At 57.7% G+C, this 16,985-nt stretch carries 17 protein-coding genes; 11 read left to right on the forward strand and 6 right to left on the reverse strand.

What is annotated here, in order from left to right:
* Nucleotides 1–285 precede the first annotated feature (285 nt).
* A complete protein-coding gene (locus ACIOZM_RS11325; RefSeq protein ID WP_401213376.1) occupies nt 286–594 on the forward strand; it encodes a hypothetical protein in 309 nt (102 codons plus the stop codon).
* Between the two features lie 54 nt (nt 595–648).
* On the opposite strand, the gene glp is transcribed toward ACIOZM_RS11325, so the two are convergent.
* Both glp and moaB read right to left on the reverse strand, forming a co-directional pair.
* A complete protein-coding gene (gene glp, locus ACIOZM_RS11330) occupies nt 649–1,875 on the reverse strand; it encodes a gephyrin-like molybdotransferase Glp (RefSeq protein ID WP_401213379.1) in 1,227 nt (408 codons plus the stop codon).
* Entirely contained in the window at nt 1,859–2,398 is a 540-nt protein-coding gene (gene moaB / locus ACIOZM_RS11335; RefSeq protein WP_085710731.1) for a molybdenum cofactor biosynthesis protein B, read from the reverse strand. The genes glp and moaB overlap by 17 nt, the downstream gene beginning before the upstream one ends.
* Nucleotides 2,399–2,480: 82 nt before the next feature.
* On the opposite strand from moaB, the gene mobA reads away from it, so the two are divergent.
* Together mobA and ACIOZM_RS11345 are read left to right on the forward strand one after the other, a co-directional pair.
* The gene (mobA, locus tag ACIOZM_RS11340; RefSeq protein WP_401213382.1) at nt 2,481–3,083 is read left to right on the forward strand and encodes a molybdenum cofactor guanylyltransferase MobA; all 603 of its coding nucleotides are present in this window, start codon (nt 2,481–2,483) and stop codon (nt 3,081–3,083) included.
* A gap of 78 nt (nt 3,084–3,161) precedes the next feature.
* Nucleotides 3,162–3,383: a YgdI/YgdR family lipoprotein gene (locus ACIOZM_RS11345; RefSeq protein WP_401213384.1), complete on the forward strand. Its 222-nt coding sequence runs from the start codon at nt 3,162–3,164 to the stop codon at nt 3,381–3,383.
* An 84-nt stretch (nt 3,384–3,467) separates the two neighbouring features.
* Here the strand turns inward: ACIOZM_RS11345 and ACIOZM_RS11350 are convergent, their stop codons facing one another.
* The 3 genes from ACIOZM_RS11350 to ACIOZM_RS11360 form a co-directional block, all read right to left on the reverse strand.
* A complete protein-coding gene (locus ACIOZM_RS11350; RefSeq protein ID WP_401213387.1) occupies nt 3,468–4,358 on the reverse strand; it encodes a pseudouridine synthase in 891 nt (296 codons plus the stop codon).
* Between the two features lie 81 nt (nt 4,359–4,439).
* Entirely contained in the window at nt 4,440–4,757 is a 318-nt protein-coding gene (locus ACIOZM_RS11355) for a transcriptional regulator (protein WP_401213390.1), read from the reverse strand.
* Between the two features lie 172 nt (nt 4,758–4,929).
* Entirely contained in the window at nt 4,930–5,166 is a 237-nt protein-coding gene (locus ACIOZM_RS11360; protein ID WP_401213393.1) for a glutaredoxin family protein, read from the reverse strand.
* A 206-nt stretch (nt 5,167–5,372) separates the two neighbouring features.
* Between ACIOZM_RS11360 and ACIOZM_RS11365 the strand changes: the two genes are divergently transcribed.
* A complete protein-coding gene (locus tag ACIOZM_RS11365) occupies nt 5,373–7,085 on the forward strand; it encodes a cation:proton antiporter (protein WP_401213396.1) in 1,713 nt (570 codons plus the stop codon).
* An 11-nt stretch (nt 7,086–7,096) separates the two neighbouring features.
* Here the strand turns inward: ACIOZM_RS11365 and ACIOZM_RS11370 are convergent, their stop codons facing one another.
* On the reverse strand, nt 7,097–8,305 hold the full coding sequence (locus tag ACIOZM_RS11370) for an ammonium transporter (protein ID WP_401213398.1): 1,209 nt from the start codon (nt 8,303–8,305) through the stop codon (nt 7,097–7,099).
* A 306-nt stretch (nt 8,306–8,611) separates the two neighbouring features.
* Here ACIOZM_RS11370 and ACIOZM_RS11375 point away from each other — a divergent pair, with 306 nt between their 5' ends.
* The 7 genes from ACIOZM_RS11375 to ACIOZM_RS11405 all read left to right on the forward strand — a co-directional run bounded on the left by ACIOZM_RS11375 (nt 8,612) and on the right by ACIOZM_RS11405 (nt 16,968).
* Nucleotides 8,612–8,926, forward strand: coding sequence for a YqjD family protein (locus ACIOZM_RS11375; RefSeq protein WP_025113166.1), 315 nt, complete (start codon nt 8,612–8,614; stop codon nt 8,924–8,926).
* 2 nt (nt 8,927–8,928) lie between these two features.
* The gene (locus tag ACIOZM_RS11380; protein ID WP_401213402.1) at nt 8,929–9,315 is read left to right on the forward strand and encodes a phage holin family protein; all 387 of its coding nucleotides are present in this window, start codon (nt 8,929–8,931) and stop codon (nt 9,313–9,315) included.
* The gene (locus tag ACIOZM_RS11385; RefSeq protein ID WP_401213405.1) at nt 9,312–9,650 is read left to right on the forward strand and encodes a hypothetical protein; all 339 of its coding nucleotides are present in this window, start codon (nt 9,312–9,314) and stop codon (nt 9,648–9,650) included. The genes ACIOZM_RS11380 and ACIOZM_RS11385 overlap by 4 nt, the downstream gene beginning before the upstream one ends.
* 124 nt (nt 9,651–9,774) lie before the next feature.
* Nucleotides 9,775–10,938, forward strand: coding sequence for an EAL domain-containing protein (locus ACIOZM_RS11390; protein WP_401213408.1), 1,164 nt, complete (start codon nt 9,775–9,777; stop codon nt 10,936–10,938).
* 68 nt (nt 10,939–11,006) lie between these two features.
* The gene (locus ACIOZM_RS11395) at nt 11,007–12,335 is read left to right on the forward strand and encodes a deoxyguanosinetriphosphate triphosphohydrolase (RefSeq protein ID WP_401213411.1); all 1,329 of its coding nucleotides are present in this window, start codon (nt 11,007–11,009) and stop codon (nt 12,333–12,335) included.
* A gap of 353 nt (nt 12,336–12,688) precedes the next feature.
* On the forward strand, nt 12,689–13,315 hold the full coding sequence (locus tag ACIOZM_RS11400; protein ID WP_401213413.1) for a response regulator: 627 nt from the start codon (nt 12,689–12,691) through the stop codon (nt 13,313–13,315).
* An 8-nt stretch (nt 13,316–13,323) separates the two neighbouring features.
* The gene (locus ACIOZM_RS11405; RefSeq protein ID WP_401213416.1) at nt 13,324–16,968 is read left to right on the forward strand and encodes a transporter substrate-binding domain-containing protein; all 3,645 of its coding nucleotides are present in this window, start codon (nt 13,324–13,326) and stop codon (nt 16,966–16,968) included.
* Nucleotides 16,969–16,985 lie beyond the last annotated feature (17 nt).

A 16,985-nucleotide genomic window follows, 5' to 3' on the forward strand; every position in this document is an offset into this window, starting at 1 on the left:
GACGTGTTAACCGCATGCACCTGTAAAAGAGTCACAAGGGCCTGAATAAGTTCGCGATGAACACTGCACGTCCTACAAGGTGGAGTTTTTTCCTACAAACAGTGATGAATTGGCTTAATTGACCTTGTTCGGTCATTGGTACACCTTGTGCGGGCCGCACCAATCTCAATCAGACAACACACAGGGATGTGAATGTAATGAGTGGATTCACTGTAAAGGCGCAGAGTTGCGCAACGAATGACGCCGAAGGTTTTTGTGGCATTAAAACAGGGAGCCGGTTCACCCATGCAAAGCCATGAAGCCAGTGCGCCGTTAAACCCGCTTTCTCCTCTCACCGAAAAACGCGCCTATCACAAGCCCGATTTCAAAAGCAGCGCTAAAAATACCGGAGAAGTAGAAATGGAAGCTCGTGTCACGGAGTTGGAAACCCACCTCAAGTACATCCGTAGGGACATGGATGAAGTCAGAAGCGACGTCAAAACCATCAAGCATCGACTTGCCTATGCCGCCGGTGCAACAGCGGTAGCCATGGGACTGCTCGGTTGGGTGGCCAACAGTCGGTTCGATCAGCTGGTCACGCTTTTGGGCCATTGAATGCATGCAGGAGAAGGCTGCGCCCAGCCATCTCCATACAAATGCAAAAAACTGTCAGCCCAGAAGGTCACTCAAAGGGATGAAAAACACTTCTTCCCCTTTGAGCAACGTGCGGCCCTCCAGCACTTCGACCAGCCCATCGGCCCAGGCAGCACTGCGCAGGACTCCGGAGCTCTGATTGCGGTAAATCGTTGCCTGTCCCAACTCAAGACGACCACGCAGATACTCCCGACGATTTCCCGCCTGAGGCCAGTCGAAGCCGGCAGGTACCGGAAACTTCAACGGTTCTACAGACTGCACGCCCTGGCGACGCAACAGATAGGGGCGGGTCAACAGTGCAAACGTCACCAGTGTCGATGCCGGATTGCCGGGCAAGCCGATCACCGGTACGTTGCGGAAGTGTCCGAAGGTCAATGGCTTGCCCGGTTTGATGGCAAGCTTCCACAGACTCAACTCACCTTCTTCTCTCAATGCAATACCGAGAAAATCCGCCTCGCCAACTGACACGCCGCCAGTGGAAAGAATCAGGTCAACATCCTGCAATTCGCCCAGTCGCTGGCGAGTGGCCGCCAGGTCATCCGGAAGAATGCCGGCATCAATCACTTCACATCCCAGACGTCTCAACCAACTGCAGAGCAGAACCCGATTGCTGTTGTAGATCTGCCCCGGACCAAGAGTTTGACCGGGCTCCACCAATTCGTCGCCAGTGGACAATACCGCCACTCGCACCTTGCGAATGACGTTGAGGCCAGCACAACCCAGAGACGCTGCCAGTCCTTGTTCGATCGGACCAAGCCGCGTACCTGCCGCCAGAATCAATTCGCCGACAGTGGTTTCCTGACCTTGCGGCCGGATGTTCTGCCCGACGCTCATCGGCTCGATAAAGCGCACGCGCTCATCGATCTGGACCTCGGCATTCTCCTGCATCTCGACACAATCGGCGCCAAGCGGCACCGGCGCTCCGGTAAAAATCCGCGCACAAGTGCCTGGTGCCAGAGGCTCCGGCGACTGCCCGGCAAAGATTTTCTGACTGACCGGCAGCGGTTCGCCCTTCCAGTCAGCGAGGCGCAAGGCATAACCATCCATGGCGCTATTGGGCCACGGCGGCAAATCAAGTGTCGAAATCAGATCTTCTGCCAGTACCCGACCTTCCACCTGTGCCAGAGGCAAATACTCACGCTCGACAATGCGCGAGGCCTCAGCCATTTCCAGCAGGCGCGCCAATGCAGTTTCAACCGGCATCAGGCTGCCGGTCTTGCCCGGCTTACCCACGGGATTCACAAGGTGCAGCCTGTTTCAGATGAGGCACGAAGTTGCACGGACGGTGCCGCGAATCCAGTTGCTCCGCCAGAATCCCGTCCCAACCGGTGCGCACTGCATTGGTCGAGCCGGGCAGGCAGCAAACCAGCGTACCGTTGGCCAGACCGGCCAGAGCACGGGACTGCACGGTGGAGGTGCCGATATCGGCGACCGAAATCTGCCGGAACAACTCACCAAAGCCATCGACCTGTTTGTCGAGCAGGCAAGCCACAGCCTCCGGCGTGCTGTCACGCCCGGTGAAGCCAGTGCCACCAGTGATCAGCACAACCTGCACCACATCTTCGGCAATCCAGTGAGCAACTTGCGCACGGATCTTGTACAGGTCATCTTTGAGCAATACCCGTTCGGCCAGATTGTGGCCGGCGGCAGTCAGACGGTCGACGAAGACCTGGCCTGAAGTATCGGTTTCCAGTGTTCGGGTGTCACTAACGGTCAGCACCGCGATGTTCAGCGGTGCGAAAGGTACATCGGCCTTGGCTTTCATTAGGCTCGTCCAGTTGTAGGAGAAACAGCCCGGTGTTATATCACAGCGCCTGATTTTTTCGTCGCCCTGCCGGAGAGCTGCCATGACCAAAAATACGCCATTGCCCCCCTGCTCCATTCTGCTCCTGGCGGGCGGACGCGGCCAACGCATGGGCGGCCAGGACAAAGGGCTGATTGAGTGGCAGGGCGAGCCATTGATCGCGCATTTGCAGCGCAAGGTGCGCCCGCTGACGGACGATCTGATCATCTCGTGCAATCGTAATCGTGAACGCTACGCGCCATTCGCCGATCATCTGGTAACGGATGACGAGCAAGGCTTTCCCGGCCCGCTGGCTGGCATTCTTGCGGGGCTAAAGGCTGCCCGTCATGGACATCTACTCGTACTGCCTTGCGATGTCCCTCGAATCGATGCGTTGTTGCTGCAAGACATGCGCGAAACCGCCGCCCTGCATCGTGAAAAACCTTTAATGTTGCGTCACGATGATCACTGGGAACCGTTGCTCTGCCTCATACCGGTGGCTCTTTTGCCGGCATTCGAACAGGCCTGGAGTGCCGGTGAACGCAGTCCCGGGAGGATCATGCGTAATCTGGGTGCAACCGCCCTGCAATGCCCGGACAACGACCCGCGGCTGGCCAATCTGAACACCCCGGAACTGTTAAGCTCGCATAACACTGTGTCAGACTGACAGCATTCAAGGAACTTGCACGCCTTGTATACGTCTCAAGCTCAGTAACCAAAAGAATTCCCATTCGGAGACACACCCATGACTCAACGGACCCTCGCCACTCTCATGCTCGCACTGGGCCTGGCTACCCTCGCTGGTTGCTCCTCGCCAACAGTGATCACCATGAATGACGGTCGCGAAATCCAGGCCGTCGACACGCCAAAATATGATGAAGATTCGGGCTTCTACGAGTTCAAGCAATTGGACGGTAAAGAAACCCGCATCAACAAGGATCAGGTTCGGACCGTTAAAGAGCTGTAAGCTCTACGCCCGCACCAGATACAGAAAAGCCCGCATCATGCGGGCTTTTTCATGGGCGATGGAAAGTGCCCTCAGCCACCGACATCACCACTGCAGGGTGATTCGGCTTTCAAACTCGCGCTCTTCACCGGTAACCGGGTCGATAAAGCGCAACCCTTGCGCCAGCAGCTTCAGCGGGTTGGCGTAGTCATCTTCAACGTCTTTCAGTACGTGCGGGTAGAACGGGTCATTGCAGATGCTCGCGCCCAACGCCGTCATGTGTACGCGCAACTGATGCTTCTTGCCGGTCACCGGGAACAGCCCATAGCGCCACAGATCACCGTTCTTTTCCCGGACCTCCACTGCCGTTTCGGTATTGGCGACACCCGGCCCTTCCTGCATACGGAAAAACGGCTCGCCATCGACCAGACGACTTTTGTGAACCAACGGGAATTCCAGCTCGGGCAACGCGTGGGCAATGGCCTCGTAACGCTTGTCGATCTTGCGTGTCGGAAACAGCGACTGATAGGCCGAGCGAGTCTGTGGATTGGCAGAAAAGATCACCAGCCCCGCCGTATGCCGATCAATCCGATGCAGAGGCACCAGATGCGGATTATCCAGACGACGGATCAGTCTGCGCAGCAGCGTCTGCTCCACGTACTCGCCAGCGGGAGTGACCGGCAGAAAGTGGGGTTTGTCCGCCACCACCAGGTGTTCGTCGGCATAGAGTATCGACTCGACCACCGGGATCGGTTTTTCGTCCGGCACTTCACGGAAGTAGTGAATGCGCAGGCCTTCCTTGTAGGGCAGATCCAGCGCAATCGGCTGACCATCCGCATCCAGCACCCGCCCGCGGGCGATTCGGTCCAGCCATTGCTCGCGGCCGATGGCTTTGAAATGCTCACACAGACAATCGAGTACCGTCGGCCAGGCTCCCGGTGGAAGGTACAACGTACTGGCCTGATTCTGCGCAGCAGAAAATGTTGATGTGGACATACGAAAATTCGAACCCTCAATGCAGGCCGGCATTATCCAACACTGAGCGAGACGAACCTAGCGCAGAATCCGCTGGCCGATTCAGGCCGGAATCGACTTCAGCGCTGCCGCTTCGGTGAACTCCTTCAACCAGCGCAACACATCGACAGCCTCCCAGCGGCCCGGGTCATACAGGGCGTACAGCAAGCCTTGATACCCGACCACATCCAGTTGCCTGTGATACCCGGCACGCTGAAACAGCGCCTCGATCTCGGCAAAGCAGGTGTTGAAATGCACTTTGTTGAATGGCGTCTTGCCTTCCGTGACCAGGCCGTCAAGGCGCAATTCGAGGACGGCCTCGCGCACCACGTCAACCGACATCCGGTTCACGCTGTTTTTCAACTGTTCGACATTGACCACGGTTCATCCCTCTGACATCCGGCTCACCTGCCCTGCGCCTGAAAAAGCTCACGTCGCAGCAGGTCGACCCAATTACTGTATGGGCATACAGTAACCGAATCAACCTGAAAGTGCCAAGGGAAGGCTGTGCAGTTGCGACCAGCGGAGGAAAAACTACAGAAAAGAAAAACAATCAGCGCAGGAACGCCACGACTTGTTCAGCATCGAAAGGCCAGTCCAGCTCCGCGCCGGTATCAATTCGGCACAGCACCGGGATACGCAGCCCATAAGCCTCGAACAGCGATTCGCTGTCCGCGATATCTACCAGTTCCACCATCAAACCGTGCTCGACAAGCGGCATCAAATCGGCCTCGGCCAATTCACATAAATGGCAGCCCAGGGTGCCGAACAACTGACATTCAGGAGGCATGATCGCTCGCCTGTAAATTTGAGCAACCATTCTAGGCCCGACAGGAAAACCCGTCGAGACACTGCTGCTCAAAGGTCTAAGTGCATCACGCGGGTCGATGCGCAAAACCCTGACGCAAATCAGTCCAGCCATTTTTCAATTACGCGATGCTCCCGCTCTTTTTGCCTCTACGCTTGAGAGGCCAGAGCCTGACATCGGAGTGTCGTGTGTTTGCAAACCTGTTGATCATCCTCGCCTCGTCCCTCGTGGTGATTGCGTTGTTTCGTCGCCTGCGCTTGCCGCCGGTGCTGGGTTACCTGTGTGTGGGCTTGATGGTTGGACCAACCGCTTTCAATTGGGTCAACGAAAGTGAACATTTGCCCGACGTCGCTGAGTTAGGCGTGGTGTTCCTGCTGTTCTCTCTGGGGCTCGAGTTTTCCCTGTCGAAAATGATTGCCCTGCGCCAGGTTGTGTTTCGACTCGGCAGCCAGCAGGTACTGATCAGCGCGGCGCTGTTGGGGCTGGTGCTGATGTTGATGGGCATGCCTGTCGCATCGGCATTGTTGCTCGGTGCTGGCCTGTCACTGTCGTCTACGGCGATTGTCACCAAGGAACTGGGTAGTCTTGGTGAAGTTTTCAGCAGTCATGGCCAGAACGCCGTCGGGGTTCTGCTGTTTCAGGATGTGATTGCGGTACTGCTGCTGACACTGGTCCCGGTATTTGCCGGCAGTAGCGATCAGGCGTGGTACTGGGCACTGCCCCTGACCCTTGGCAAAACCGTAGTGCTGTTTTTGGGTCTGCTGCTGGCCAGCCGCTGGTTGTTGCCACGGCTGTTTCAGGAAGTCGCCGCTTCGCGCTCGGCAGAGTTATTTGTGTTGTTGGCGCTGGTGATCGTTTTGCTCACTGCATGGCTGACCCACTTGCTTGGCCTGTCCCCTGCCCTCGGCGCCTTCCTGGCTGGCATGCTGCTCGGCGAAAGCCATTATCGGCATCAGATCGAGGCCGATATTCGACCGTTCCGCGACATATTGCTCGGTGTGTTTTTCGTCAGCATCGGCATGCTGATTGATCTGCAACTTTTCATCAGCCACAGCCTGTTGATCCTTGGCCTGACCCTCGGCTTGATGCTGATCAAGGGTTGCGTAGTGGCGTTGCTGGTGAAATGGCGCGGCAATGACAGCGAAACCGCCTGGCGCAGTGGTCTGGCGCTGGCTCAGGGCGGCGAGTTCTGCTTTGCGCTGATGGCGCAGATGCAACAAAACAGCCTGCTACCGGGCGAGTTGGGCGCACTGCTGCTCGCTGCTACTTTCTGTTCAATGGTGCTGACGCCAATGCTGCTGCGCGCGGCGCCACGCATCGCCGCCGCCCTGCACCGCAAGCCCAATCAGGAAGCGCAGATCGAAGAGATCAGCGCACTCAACGCCGGGTTGAATAAACACGTAGTGATCTGCGGATACGGACGTGTTGGCCAGTCCATCGGCCGCTTCATGCGCAGCGCGAAGCAACCTTACATCGCCCTCGATACCGACCCGGTTCGGGTGCAAGAAGCCGCGTCCGGCGAAAGTGACGTGCATTACGGTGACTCCTCACGAGCTGATCTGCTGACCGCTGTTGGCTTGCTGCGCGCAAGGCTGCTGGTGATTGCCGTGGATCAGAGTGATGTTGCCCTGCGCATCGTCAAGGAAGCCCGACGACTGAATCCACAGGTGCCGATTCTGGTGCGCACCCGCGACGACAGCCAATGGGCCGAACTGAAAGCCGCCGGCGCCACCGAGGTGGTGCCGGAGCTATTGGAGTCGAGCCTGATGCTGGCCTCGCACGCCTTGATCATGCTTGGCCTGCCTGCGCATCAGGTTCAGGAACAAGTCGATCAGGTGCGCATTGATCGTTATCGTCTGCTGCGCGGTTTCTACCCCGGTGCAGAAGATAAGGAGACCTGATCCTGAACGCTTCAGTCCTGACTCACAGCGCCGATCTTGTGCACCGAAAGGTCTGCGCCGTAATACTCCTGTTCCTGACTCAGGCGCAGACCATGCAGCGCCTTGATCGCGCCATACACAACAAAACCACCGACCAAAGCCACGACCACGCCCAGTGCCGTGCCAATCAATTGGCTGATCAAACTGACGCCACCCAGACCGCCGAGCGCGGTCTGGCCGAAAATCCCGCAAGCGATTCCTCCCCACACGCCACACAGACCGTGCAGCGGCCAGACACCCAATACATCGTCGATGCGCCATTTGACCTGCGCCGCAGTGAAGCACCAGACAAACAGCGCGCCGGCAATCACCCCGGTCACCAATGCACCGACCGGATGCATCAGATCCGAGCCGGCACAGATCGCCACCAGTCCGGCCAATGGGCCGTTATGCAGAAAGCCCGGGTCGTTGCGCCCGACGATCAGCGCCGCCATCGTGCCGCCGACCATCGCCATCAGCGAATTGACCGCAACCAGACCGCTGACGCCTTGCAGGGTTTGCGCACTCATCACGTTGAAGCCGAACCAGCCGACAATCAGAATCCACGAACCCAGCGCCAGAAACGGAATGCTCGACGGCGCAAACGCCACCAGCCGCCCGTCCCGATAACGCCCGTTGCGCGGGCCCAGCAGCAACACTGCCGCGAGCGCCAGCCAGCCACCCATGGCGTGCACCACCACCGAGCCGGCGAAATCATGGAAACTCGCGCCGAACTGCGCCGCCAGCCAGGCTTGCAGGCCATAGTTGCCATTCCAGATCATGCCTTCGAAGAACGGGTAGATGAACGCCACGATCAGCGCCGTGGCGCACAGTTGCGGAACGAAGCGTGCGCGTTCAGCGATGCCGCCAGAGATGATCGCCGGGATCGCCGCCGCGAAGGTCAGCAGGAAGAAAAACTTCACCAGCCCGTAACCATGATCGGCACTCAACACTGCAGCCGGTTGCATGAAGGTCACGCCGTAAGAGATCCAATAGCCTATAAAGAAATAGGCCAGCGTCGAAACCGCGAAATCGCTGAGAATTTTCGACAGCGCATTGACCTGATTTTTCTGGCGAACCGTACCGACTTCGAGAAAGGCGAAACCGGCGTGCATCGCCAGTACCATCACCGCACCGATCAGAATGAACAACGTATTGGAGCTATGGACCAACGTGTCCACAGCGCTTTGCAGATTTTCCATGGAGTGGCAGACCTGAAGGCTGAAAAAAGCACCAAAGCGGTTCGCTCGAACATTTCATGCACCAAGTTGCGACCGCGCAGTCACCCAATTGAAGCTTCGGTGACCCGCTTTGGCGCACGAGATCGATGTCCTGACACGAACCCTGATTATTTGAGTTAAGGTTTCCCCGGCTTGACGCCCGACGACGGCGCACGAGCACCGAGCGACGCACCACGACACAGCAAAAGTTGTACCAGTCATTTGTAATGAACCTTCACGCAAGGCTCATACTCGAACGCTTCAGACGTCACTTACGGAGATCCACCCATGGCCAGCATCAAGGCAAAGACTGCTCAAGAAATCCTGATGAACGACTTCCAGACTCTGGTCGCCGACACCGAACGGTTGCTCGAGCACACCGCCACCCTGGCCGGCGATCAGGCAGATGAGCTGCGCGAACAGATCCACGACAGCCTGCTGCGCGCCCGCGAAACCCTGAAACTGACCGAAGACACCCTGCGTGATCGCGGCCAGGCAGCAGTGACCGCCACTGAAGATTACGTATCGGCCAACCCTTGGCAGTCGGTCGGCATTGCTGCCGGCGTCGGCTTTCTGATCGGCCTGCTGGCTACTCGGCGCTAATTATGTCGATCGGCGAATCCGGCCCGGCGTCGGGCACAGCTTCTTCCACGCGGCGTCTTGGCGCCGCTGTTCTTGGCTTGCTGCACAGTCACGTCGAATTGTTCGGCATCGAACTGCAAGAGCAAAAAGCACGCACCGTCAGCCTGCTGCTGTTCGCAGGTCTGGCGCTGGTGTTTGCGCTGCTGTTGCTGGTCGGCTTGTCGACCCTTGTGATGATCGTGTTCTGGGACACCTATCGCCTGGCCGCAATCATTGGCCTGTGCGTGTTCTACACCTTGGCCGCGATCTTCTGTGGACTGCGCCTGAAAGCGGCGGTCTTCGATGAATCCTCACCCTTCCACGGCACGCTCGAAGAGCTGGCCAACGACCGGGAGCGCCTGCTGCCATGAGCCTGCCTGAACTTCCGCACAACAGCTCACGTCAGGAAATGCGCAAGGCCCTGATCCGCCTGCGCATGGAAATGCATCGTCAGGAAATCCGCCATGAAGTCGGGCAAGTACTGCAACCCTTGCAGCGCGTACGCGGCATGACGCAAAACCTGCAAGGGGGTTTCGGCATCAAACACGCGCCGTTGTGGGGCGTGGCCGCTGTCACCTTGTTGGGATTCCTCACCGGCAAAGGTACGAAAAGCGGCGGCGTCGGTGGCCTGACCCGGTTGATCCGCCTCGGCACCAGCCTCGGGCCGCTGATCAGACTGGTCATGCAGAGTTCCGCCAAGCGCTGAGCTCATGCTTCTGGCTGCATTCTTGCAATATCGGCGGGATGAACCTCTTGATCCGGAGGTTCAATCCCGCACGCCTATCCGGCCGGTCGGGGTTCAACCCGAACAAGAATACTAAGGAGGCCCCGTGATCGACGGGCAACCGCTCGCCTGCTTTCAGCCTTTCATCGATACCGCCACCGGGCGTATTGCCGGAATAGAAGCACTCGGCCGCTTACGTCAGGTCGATGGTCAACTGACCTCGGTCGGGCCGCTGTTCGCTGACCCGCGCACCCCGGCCATCGCTCTGCGTCGTCTGGATCGGCAAATCCGCGACCATGCCTTGAGCCGTTTTCATGAGGCGCCCGCCGACTGGTTTCTCAGCCTGAACATGTCGCCACGCTGGATCAGCCGGTTGCGCCCGGATCAGGCCCTGCCCAGCCTTAAACAAATGGCGCGACATGGAGTCGATCCGCAACGCATCGTGTTCGAGATCACCGAGCTGGGCGGCAACAGTCAACGGCTGACCGAAGTGGTCAAGCGTTACCGCGAGGCCGGTGCACGGATCGCCATCGATGACTTCGGCGCCGGTTACTCGCAACTCGACCGGGTGCTGGCGTTGCAACCGGACATCCTCAAACTGGACATGCGCCTGTTCCAGGCTGCCGCACTCGGCGGCCCAAGCAGTGACGTGGTCAAGGCACTGGCGCAAATGGCCGAGAAGACCGGTTGCTGGATCATCGCCGAAGGGGTCGAGACCGAAGCGCAACTGAATTTCGCCCTTGAATGCGGTTCGCGCTACGTTCAGGGATTTCTGTTCGCCCGGGCGCAGGAAGCGTTCTATGCCACCGATGCTTTTGTGCCGCGCTTCGCCGAACTGCGCCAACGCTACGTGAAGCAAAAACTCGCCGAGCGCGGGCGGTTGATGCAGATGCGCCAACAACTCGCAGAACTGATGTCGATCTTGCAAGCCTGGGCTCAGGCGCATGCGCCGCTCAGTGCATTGCCGCAACTGGAAGCCTTTCCCTGGCTGTTGCGGTTTTATCAATGCGACCGCCACGGCACGCAACTCACACCGAATCTTGAATGGCGCCAGCACGGCTGGTTCGCGGATAACCGTTATCTGGGGCATAACTGGTCATGGCGCCCATACTTCTATCACCTGCTGGCCGAAGGCTGGGAAGAGCGACGCCTGACGCTGTCGAACACCTACCGCGACGCCACAACCAACCAGTATTGTCTGACCGCAGGACAGTTTTTCGATAACGGCGAACGCCTGCTGTTGATCGATATTGATGCGGCGGGTCTGTAGTTCTGCTTGCAGGTCAGGTTCCGAACCGGGAAGCTAAGGCACCAGTCACCCGACGGAGAGAATCAGCCTTGGATTGGCAAACCCTGCTCAACCGCGAACGTCTTGGAAAACCGCTGCACAGCCCGCAAGAGCTCGGCCGCAGTCCGTTCCATAAAGATCACGACCGTATCATTTTCTCCGGTGCCTTCCGCCGCCTGGGCCGCAAGACCCAGGTGCATCCGGTGACAAGCAACGATCACATTCATACGCGCCTGACCCACTCGCTGGAAGTCAGTTGCGTCGGCCGCTCTCTCGGCATGCGCGTGGGCGAAACCCTGCGCGGTGCGCTGCCCGAATGGTGCGATCCCGCTGACCTGGGCATGGTCGTGCAATCGGCCTGCCTCGCACATGACATCGGCAATCCGCCGTTTGGACATTCTGGCGAGGACGCGATCCGTCACTGGTTTCAACAGGCCGCCGGACGTGGCTGGCTCGACGGGATGAGTGAAGTCGAACGCGGTGACTTCCTCAATTTCGAAGGCAATGCCCAGGGTTTTCGTGTGCTGACGCAACTGGAATACCACCAGTTCGACGGTGGTACACGACTGACCTACGCGACCCTCGGCACTTATCTGAAATACCCGTGGACCGCACGCCACGCTGACTCTCTCGGCTATAAGAAACACAAGTTCGGTTGCTACCAGAGCGAACTGCCGCTGCTTGAGCAGATCGCGCACAAGCTCGGCCTGCCGCAACTGGAGGACCAGCGCTGGGCACGCCATCCATTGGTGTACCTGATGGAGGCTGCCGATGACATCTGCTACGCGCTGATCGATCTGGAAGACGGTCTCGAAATGGAGCTGCTGGAATACGCCGAAGTCGAATCGCTGCTGCTCAACCTGGTCGGCGATGATCTGCCGGAAACCTATCGTCAGCTCGGGCCACTGGATTCGCGTCGACGCAAACTGGCGATCCTGCGCGGCAAAGCCATCGAGCACCTGACCAACGCCGCCGCCCGCGCATTTGTCGAGCAACAGGATGCACTGCTTGCCGGCACGCTGCATGGCGATCTGGTCGAGCACATGCACGGCCCGGCCAAGCGTTGCGTGCTGAATGCCAAGGACATGGCCCGCAAGAAAATCTTCCAGGACAAGCGCAAGACCCTGCATGAAATCGGCGCCTACACGACGCTGGAAATCCTGCTTAACTCGTTTTGCGGCGCTGCACTGGAACAACATGACGGCCGCACGCCGTCGTTCAAAAGTCGGCGCATCCTCGATCTGCTGGGCAACAACGCACCGGACCCGCATGGCCCGCTGCACAGTTCGTTTTTGCGCATGATCGATTTTATCGCCGGTATGACCGACAGTTACGCCAGCGAGATGGCGCTGGAAATGACCGGACGCTCCAGCCACTGATGACCATTCACCTCAACCGGTCAGGGCCACTGGCCGGTTGAGAGATTGTCAGCGACCGGAAACAACTCCCATCAGCGCAGCCAATATTTCATACCGACACCAAACCCCGTTTAAACATCAAAAAAACCCCAATAAAACACCGACCTAATCAACATCCGACAAAGTGTTTAAAACATCCTGACAAATAAACAAGCACAAACTTCCTTACGTCACACCTAGTTGAGCCGTAGTAGCTTTCCTTTTAGTTTGTAGGAATTATCCTATATTGCCGCTAGAGCCATGTCAGTCCATGCGAGCGCTCATACATCTGAGCTAAGGTGCGCGCTTTATTCGCGCACGTATGGGATTTGATTATGAACTCCGTTTTTATTGTCGATGATCACCCCGTCATCCGACTTGCCGTTCGAATGCTGTTGGAGCATGAAGGTTACAAAGTCGTCGGCGAAACCGATAACGGGGTCGATGCCATGCAAATGGTTCGCGAATGCATGCCCGACCTGATCATCCTCGACATCAGCATCCCCAAGCTGGATGGTCTGGAAGTACTTGCCCGCTTCAACGCCATGAGCACGCCCCTAAAAACCCTGGTATTGACCGCGCAATGTCCGACACTGTTCGGCATTCGTTGTATGCAGTCTGGCGCATCGGGTTATGTCTGCAAGGAAGAAGATCTGAGCGAACTGGTCAGCGCTATCAAGGCTGTTCTTTCCGGTTACAACTACTTTCCCAGCCAGGCGTTGAATCCGGTACGCAGTGATGATGTGCGTTTTGCCGAACTGGAACTGTTCAAATCCGTTAATGACCGCGAACTTATGGTCTTGCAGTTATTTGCCCAAGGTCGCACTAACAAGGAAATTGCCAAAGGCATGTTTCTGAGTAACAAGACCGTAAGCACTTACAAGAAGCGTCTGATGCAAAAACTCAAAGCCAAGTCCCTGGTAGAACTTATCGAGATGGCCAAACGTAACGCGCTAGTGTGAGAGCCAGGATGCCCAGCCGCTTAAAGGTCTATCTCGTTGGACTGAGCGCAGGCCTGTGCCTGAACACTCAGGTATCTGCCACCTTCGTCGACCCGCAGGATTATGTTCTTCGCAGTCGTGCGACCTACGAATCGACGCCTGCATCCCTGCAAACCGCGCAGCGGCAATGGCTGCAAAGCCGTACCGAACTGGTATTGGGTACATCCGCTCCGGACTACCCACCGTTCGACATGACCGCCAGCGGCCGCGAGTACGAAGGCTTCACCGCCGACTATGCGGGCATTCTCGGGCAGGCCACGGGTTTGCCGATCCGGATCAAGCGCTTTGCTTCGCGGGATGCGGCATTGCAGGCACTGTCAGCTGGCGACGTCGATATGCTCGGTACGGCGAATGGTTTCGAGGCGGGCAACGCCGACATCGTGCTTTCGACCCCTTATGCCATCGACCAGCCGGTATTGGTCACCCGCGAGGACGAGACCCGGTCGCTCACCGAGGGCCTGGCGGGATTGCGCCTGAGCATGGTCTATCACTATCTGCCGCAGGACGAAGTAAAAGCCCTGTATCCGAAGGCCATTCTGACTTCTTATCCGTCTTATCAGAATGCGATCAACGCAGTGGCTTTCGATCAGGCCGATGTATTTCTCGGCGATACCATTTCCACCCACTACATGATCAACAAAGGCTATCTGAACAATATTCGCATGGCCAACTTCGGCAAACAGGAAGCCCACGGCTTCAGTTTTGCCGTCAACGCCGACAATCCGCAATTGCTCGGCATCATCAATATCGTGCTCGACAGCATTCCAGGCAATGAACGCGACAGCATCGCCAAACGCTGGAGCGCCGGCAGCGACATCTTGCTGACTGACCAGAAATTACAACTGACCAGATCAGAAGAAGAATGGCTGAAACAGCACCCGGTGATTCGGGTGGTCGTCAATGAGGCCTTCGCACCGCTGACTTTTTTCGACAGTGACGGCAACTTCCGTGGCATCACCGCAGATTTGCTCGAAATCCTGCGCCTGCGTACCGGCTTGCGCTTCGAACTCAAACGTAGCCGCAGTGACGGGCAAATGATTGAACAGATCAATCATCAGCAAGCCGACCTGATTGCCGCACTGCTGCCTACCCCCGAGCGTGAACAAAACCTGCAGTTCAGTCGACCGTATCTGGAAAACTCCTATGTATTGCTGACGCGCAAAGCCGCTGACAGCCCTACTCATCTGACCCAACTCAAAGACAAATCCCTGGCGATTGCCCAAGGCAGTCCTCTGGCTGCGTACCTGCGCCGCGAGTTCCCACAGATCCAGCTGATTGAAACATCGGACACCTTCGATGCCGCAACTTTACTCGCCGAAGGCAAGGCAGATGGTGCCGTCAGCTCGCTGGTGATCGCCAATTACTTGATCTCATCGCGAATTTTCGAACACCCGTTGCAGATCACCACCACCCTGGGAACTCGCCAGGCCGCGTTCTCACTAGCCACTGCCCGTGGCAATACGGAACTGGGATCAATCCTCGACAAGGCATTGCTGAGCATCACTCCCGAAGAACTGGGTGTCATCAACAGTCGTTGGCGAGGTTTCTCGACCGCTGCGCAAAGTAACTGGCATCACTATCAACGCCTGTTTTACCAGCTGATTGCCGGAGCATGCCTGCTACTGCTGCTGTCTCTGCTGTGGAACGCCTACATGCGCCGCCAGATCATGCAGCGCAAAGAGGCCGAGAGGGCCTTGAACGATCAGTTCGAATTCATGCGCTCGCTGGTCAACGGCACGCCTCATCCCATCTACGTGCGTGACCGCCGGGGATTGCTGCAAAGCTGTAACGACAGCTACCTCGAAGCCTTCAACGCCAAACGCGAAGACGTCATTGGCAAAAGCGTCATGCAGGGCACTCTGAGCAACGAATTCGAAGCCCGGGCATATGAGGCGGACTACCAGCAGGTCATGACCGAAGGGACACCGCTGGTGCTTGACCGTCCAATGCAGATCGGTAACCAGCGCCTGACGATCTATCACTGGATACTGCCTTACCGAGACTCCAGCGGCGATGTGCAGGGGATCATCGGTGGCTGGATCGACATCAGCGAGCGCCGCCAGTTATTCGATGAACTGCGACTGGCCAAGGAGCGAGCTGACGACGCCAACCGTGCCAAAAGTACCTTTCTGGCGACCATGAGCCACGAAATCCGCACTCCGATGAATGCGGTGATCGGCATGCTTGAGCTGACGCTCAAGCGCATGGCACAGCAGCACCCGGACAGATCGTCCATCGAAACCGCTTACCACTCGGCCAAGGATCTGCTGGAGTTGATCGGCGATATCCTCGACATCGCCCGAATCGAATCCGGACGTCTGAGCCTGAGCCCGGAACGGGTCAATCTGGTCGAAACAGTGGCCTCGGTGGTTCGTATTTTCGATGGTCTGGCCCGCCAGAAAAACCTCCGCCTGCCACTGACCATCAATCCTCCCGGGCTGGACGTCGATGTCAATCTGGACCCGATGCGCTTCAAGCAGATCATGTCCAACCTGATCAGCAACGCGATCAAATTCACCGAGTGCGGACAGGTCAGAGTCAACCTCGACGTACTGCCCACCGGCGTCGCCGGGCACTCGATCATTCAGTTGACGATTCAAGACACCGGCGTCGGCATCAGCGCCGAAGATCAGCAGCGGTTGTTCGAACCTTTCGCCCAGGCCGACAATAATCACCAGCTACCTCGCAGCGGAGCGGGCCTGGGACTGGTCATCAGCCGCAACCTCTGTGAAATGATGGGCGGTCAGTTGCAACTGAGCAGTCAACCCGGCATCGGCACTCAAGTCAGCCTGTCATTGCCGCTGCAAACATTGCCCAGCGAGGCCCCCACCTCAAAGAACGAGCCGCCCATAAGGGTTGCTTTCACGCCCCTGAACATTCTGGTGGTGGACGATCATCCCGCCAATCGCCTGTTGATGTGTCAGCAACTGGAGTTTCTCGGCCATCACTTCAGTCTTGCCGAAGAAGGCCAAAGCGGACTTGAGAAATGGCAGGCAGACGAGTTCGATCTGGTGATTGCGGACTGCAACATGCCCGTGATGAACGGTTATGAACTGACCCGGGCGATCCGCCAACTGGAACAACAAACCGGGCGCCCGCCGTGCACCGTGCTGGGATTCACCGCCAATGCCCAACCCGAAGAAGTACAACGCTGCAAACAGGCCGGCATGAATGATTGCCTGTTCAAACCGCTCAGCCTCAGTGCCCTGAGTGAATGGATCAATGAGCTACAACCCGCCGCTCCCGTCCCGACATTCAACCTGCTGGGACTCAACCAATTGACGGGCGGCAATCCTGCTCAGATCAAGCGTCTGCTCACGGAACTGCTCAATAGCAGTCGTCTGGATCGCCAGGAACTGCTGGCGCTGTCGCCCCAAAATGACCGTGAAGCGTTGGTCGAGGTCGCACACAAGATCAAAGGTGCGGCGCGGATTGCTCAGGCCTCGCGCCTGATCGCCTGTTGCGATGCACTGGAGCATGCCTGCGCCCAAATGGCGCCTGCGCAAACCCTCGCACGCTGCAGCCAGGCGACGGACACGGCGATGGTCGAACTGGAACAGGCATTACTGCAACAACTGGAACAGTCTCACAAAAGCAGAATGACCGAGCCTTAACTATGCTTGGGCGCTGA

The organism is Pseudomonas sp. NPDC087346 (genome assembly GCF_044744235.1).
In the GTDB taxonomy this organism is placed as follows: Bacteria; Pseudomonadota; Gammaproteobacteria; order Pseudomonadales; family Pseudomonadaceae; genus Aquipseudomonas.

Bases quoted from the DNA above. Each gene is read 5' to 3' on its own strand.
- ACIOZM_RS11325 (WP_401213376.1), top strand. From the start codon at position 286: ATGCAAAGCCATGAAGCCAGTGCGCCGTTAAACCCGCTTTCTCCTCTC.
- moaB (WP_085710731.1), bottom strand. From the start codon at position 2,398: ATGAAAGCCAAGGCCGATGTACCTTTCGCACCGCTGAACATCGCGGTG.
- mobA (WP_401213382.1), top strand. From the start codon at position 2,481: ATGACCAAAAATACGCCATTGCCCCCCTGCTCCATTCTGCTCCTGGCG.
- ACIOZM_RS11345 (WP_401213384.1), top strand. From the start codon at position 3,162: ATGACTCAACGGACCCTCGCCACTCTCATGCTCGCACTGGGCCTGGCT.
- ACIOZM_RS11350 (WP_401213387.1), bottom strand. From the start codon at position 4,358: ATGTCCACATCAACATTTTCTGCTGCGCAGAATCAGGCCAGTACGTTG.
- ACIOZM_RS11360 (WP_401213393.1), bottom strand. From the start codon at position 5,166: ATGCCTCCTGAATGTCAGTTGTTCGGCACCCTGGGCTGCCATTTATGT.
- ACIOZM_RS11370 (WP_401213398.1), bottom strand. From the start codon at position 8,305: ATGGAAAATCTGCAAAGCGCTGTGGACACGTTGGTCCATAGCTCCAAT.
- ACIOZM_RS11375 (WP_025113166.1), top strand. From the start codon at position 8,612: ATGGCCAGCATCAAGGCAAAGACTGCTCAAGAAATCCTGATGAACGAC.
- ACIOZM_RS11380 (WP_401213402.1), top strand. From the start codon at position 8,929: ATGTCGATCGGCGAATCCGGCCCGGCGTCGGGCACAGCTTCTTCCACG.
- ACIOZM_RS11385 (WP_401213405.1), top strand. From the start codon at position 9,312: ATGAGCCTGCCTGAACTTCCGCACAACAGCTCACGTCAGGAAATGCGC.
- ACIOZM_RS11400 (WP_401213413.1), top strand. From the start codon at position 12,689: ATGAACTCCGTTTTTATTGTCGATGATCACCCCGTCATCCGACTTGCC.
- ACIOZM_RS11405 (WP_401213416.1), top strand. From the start codon at position 13,324: ATGCCCAGCCGCTTAAAGGTCTATCTCGTTGGACTGAGCGCAGGCCTG.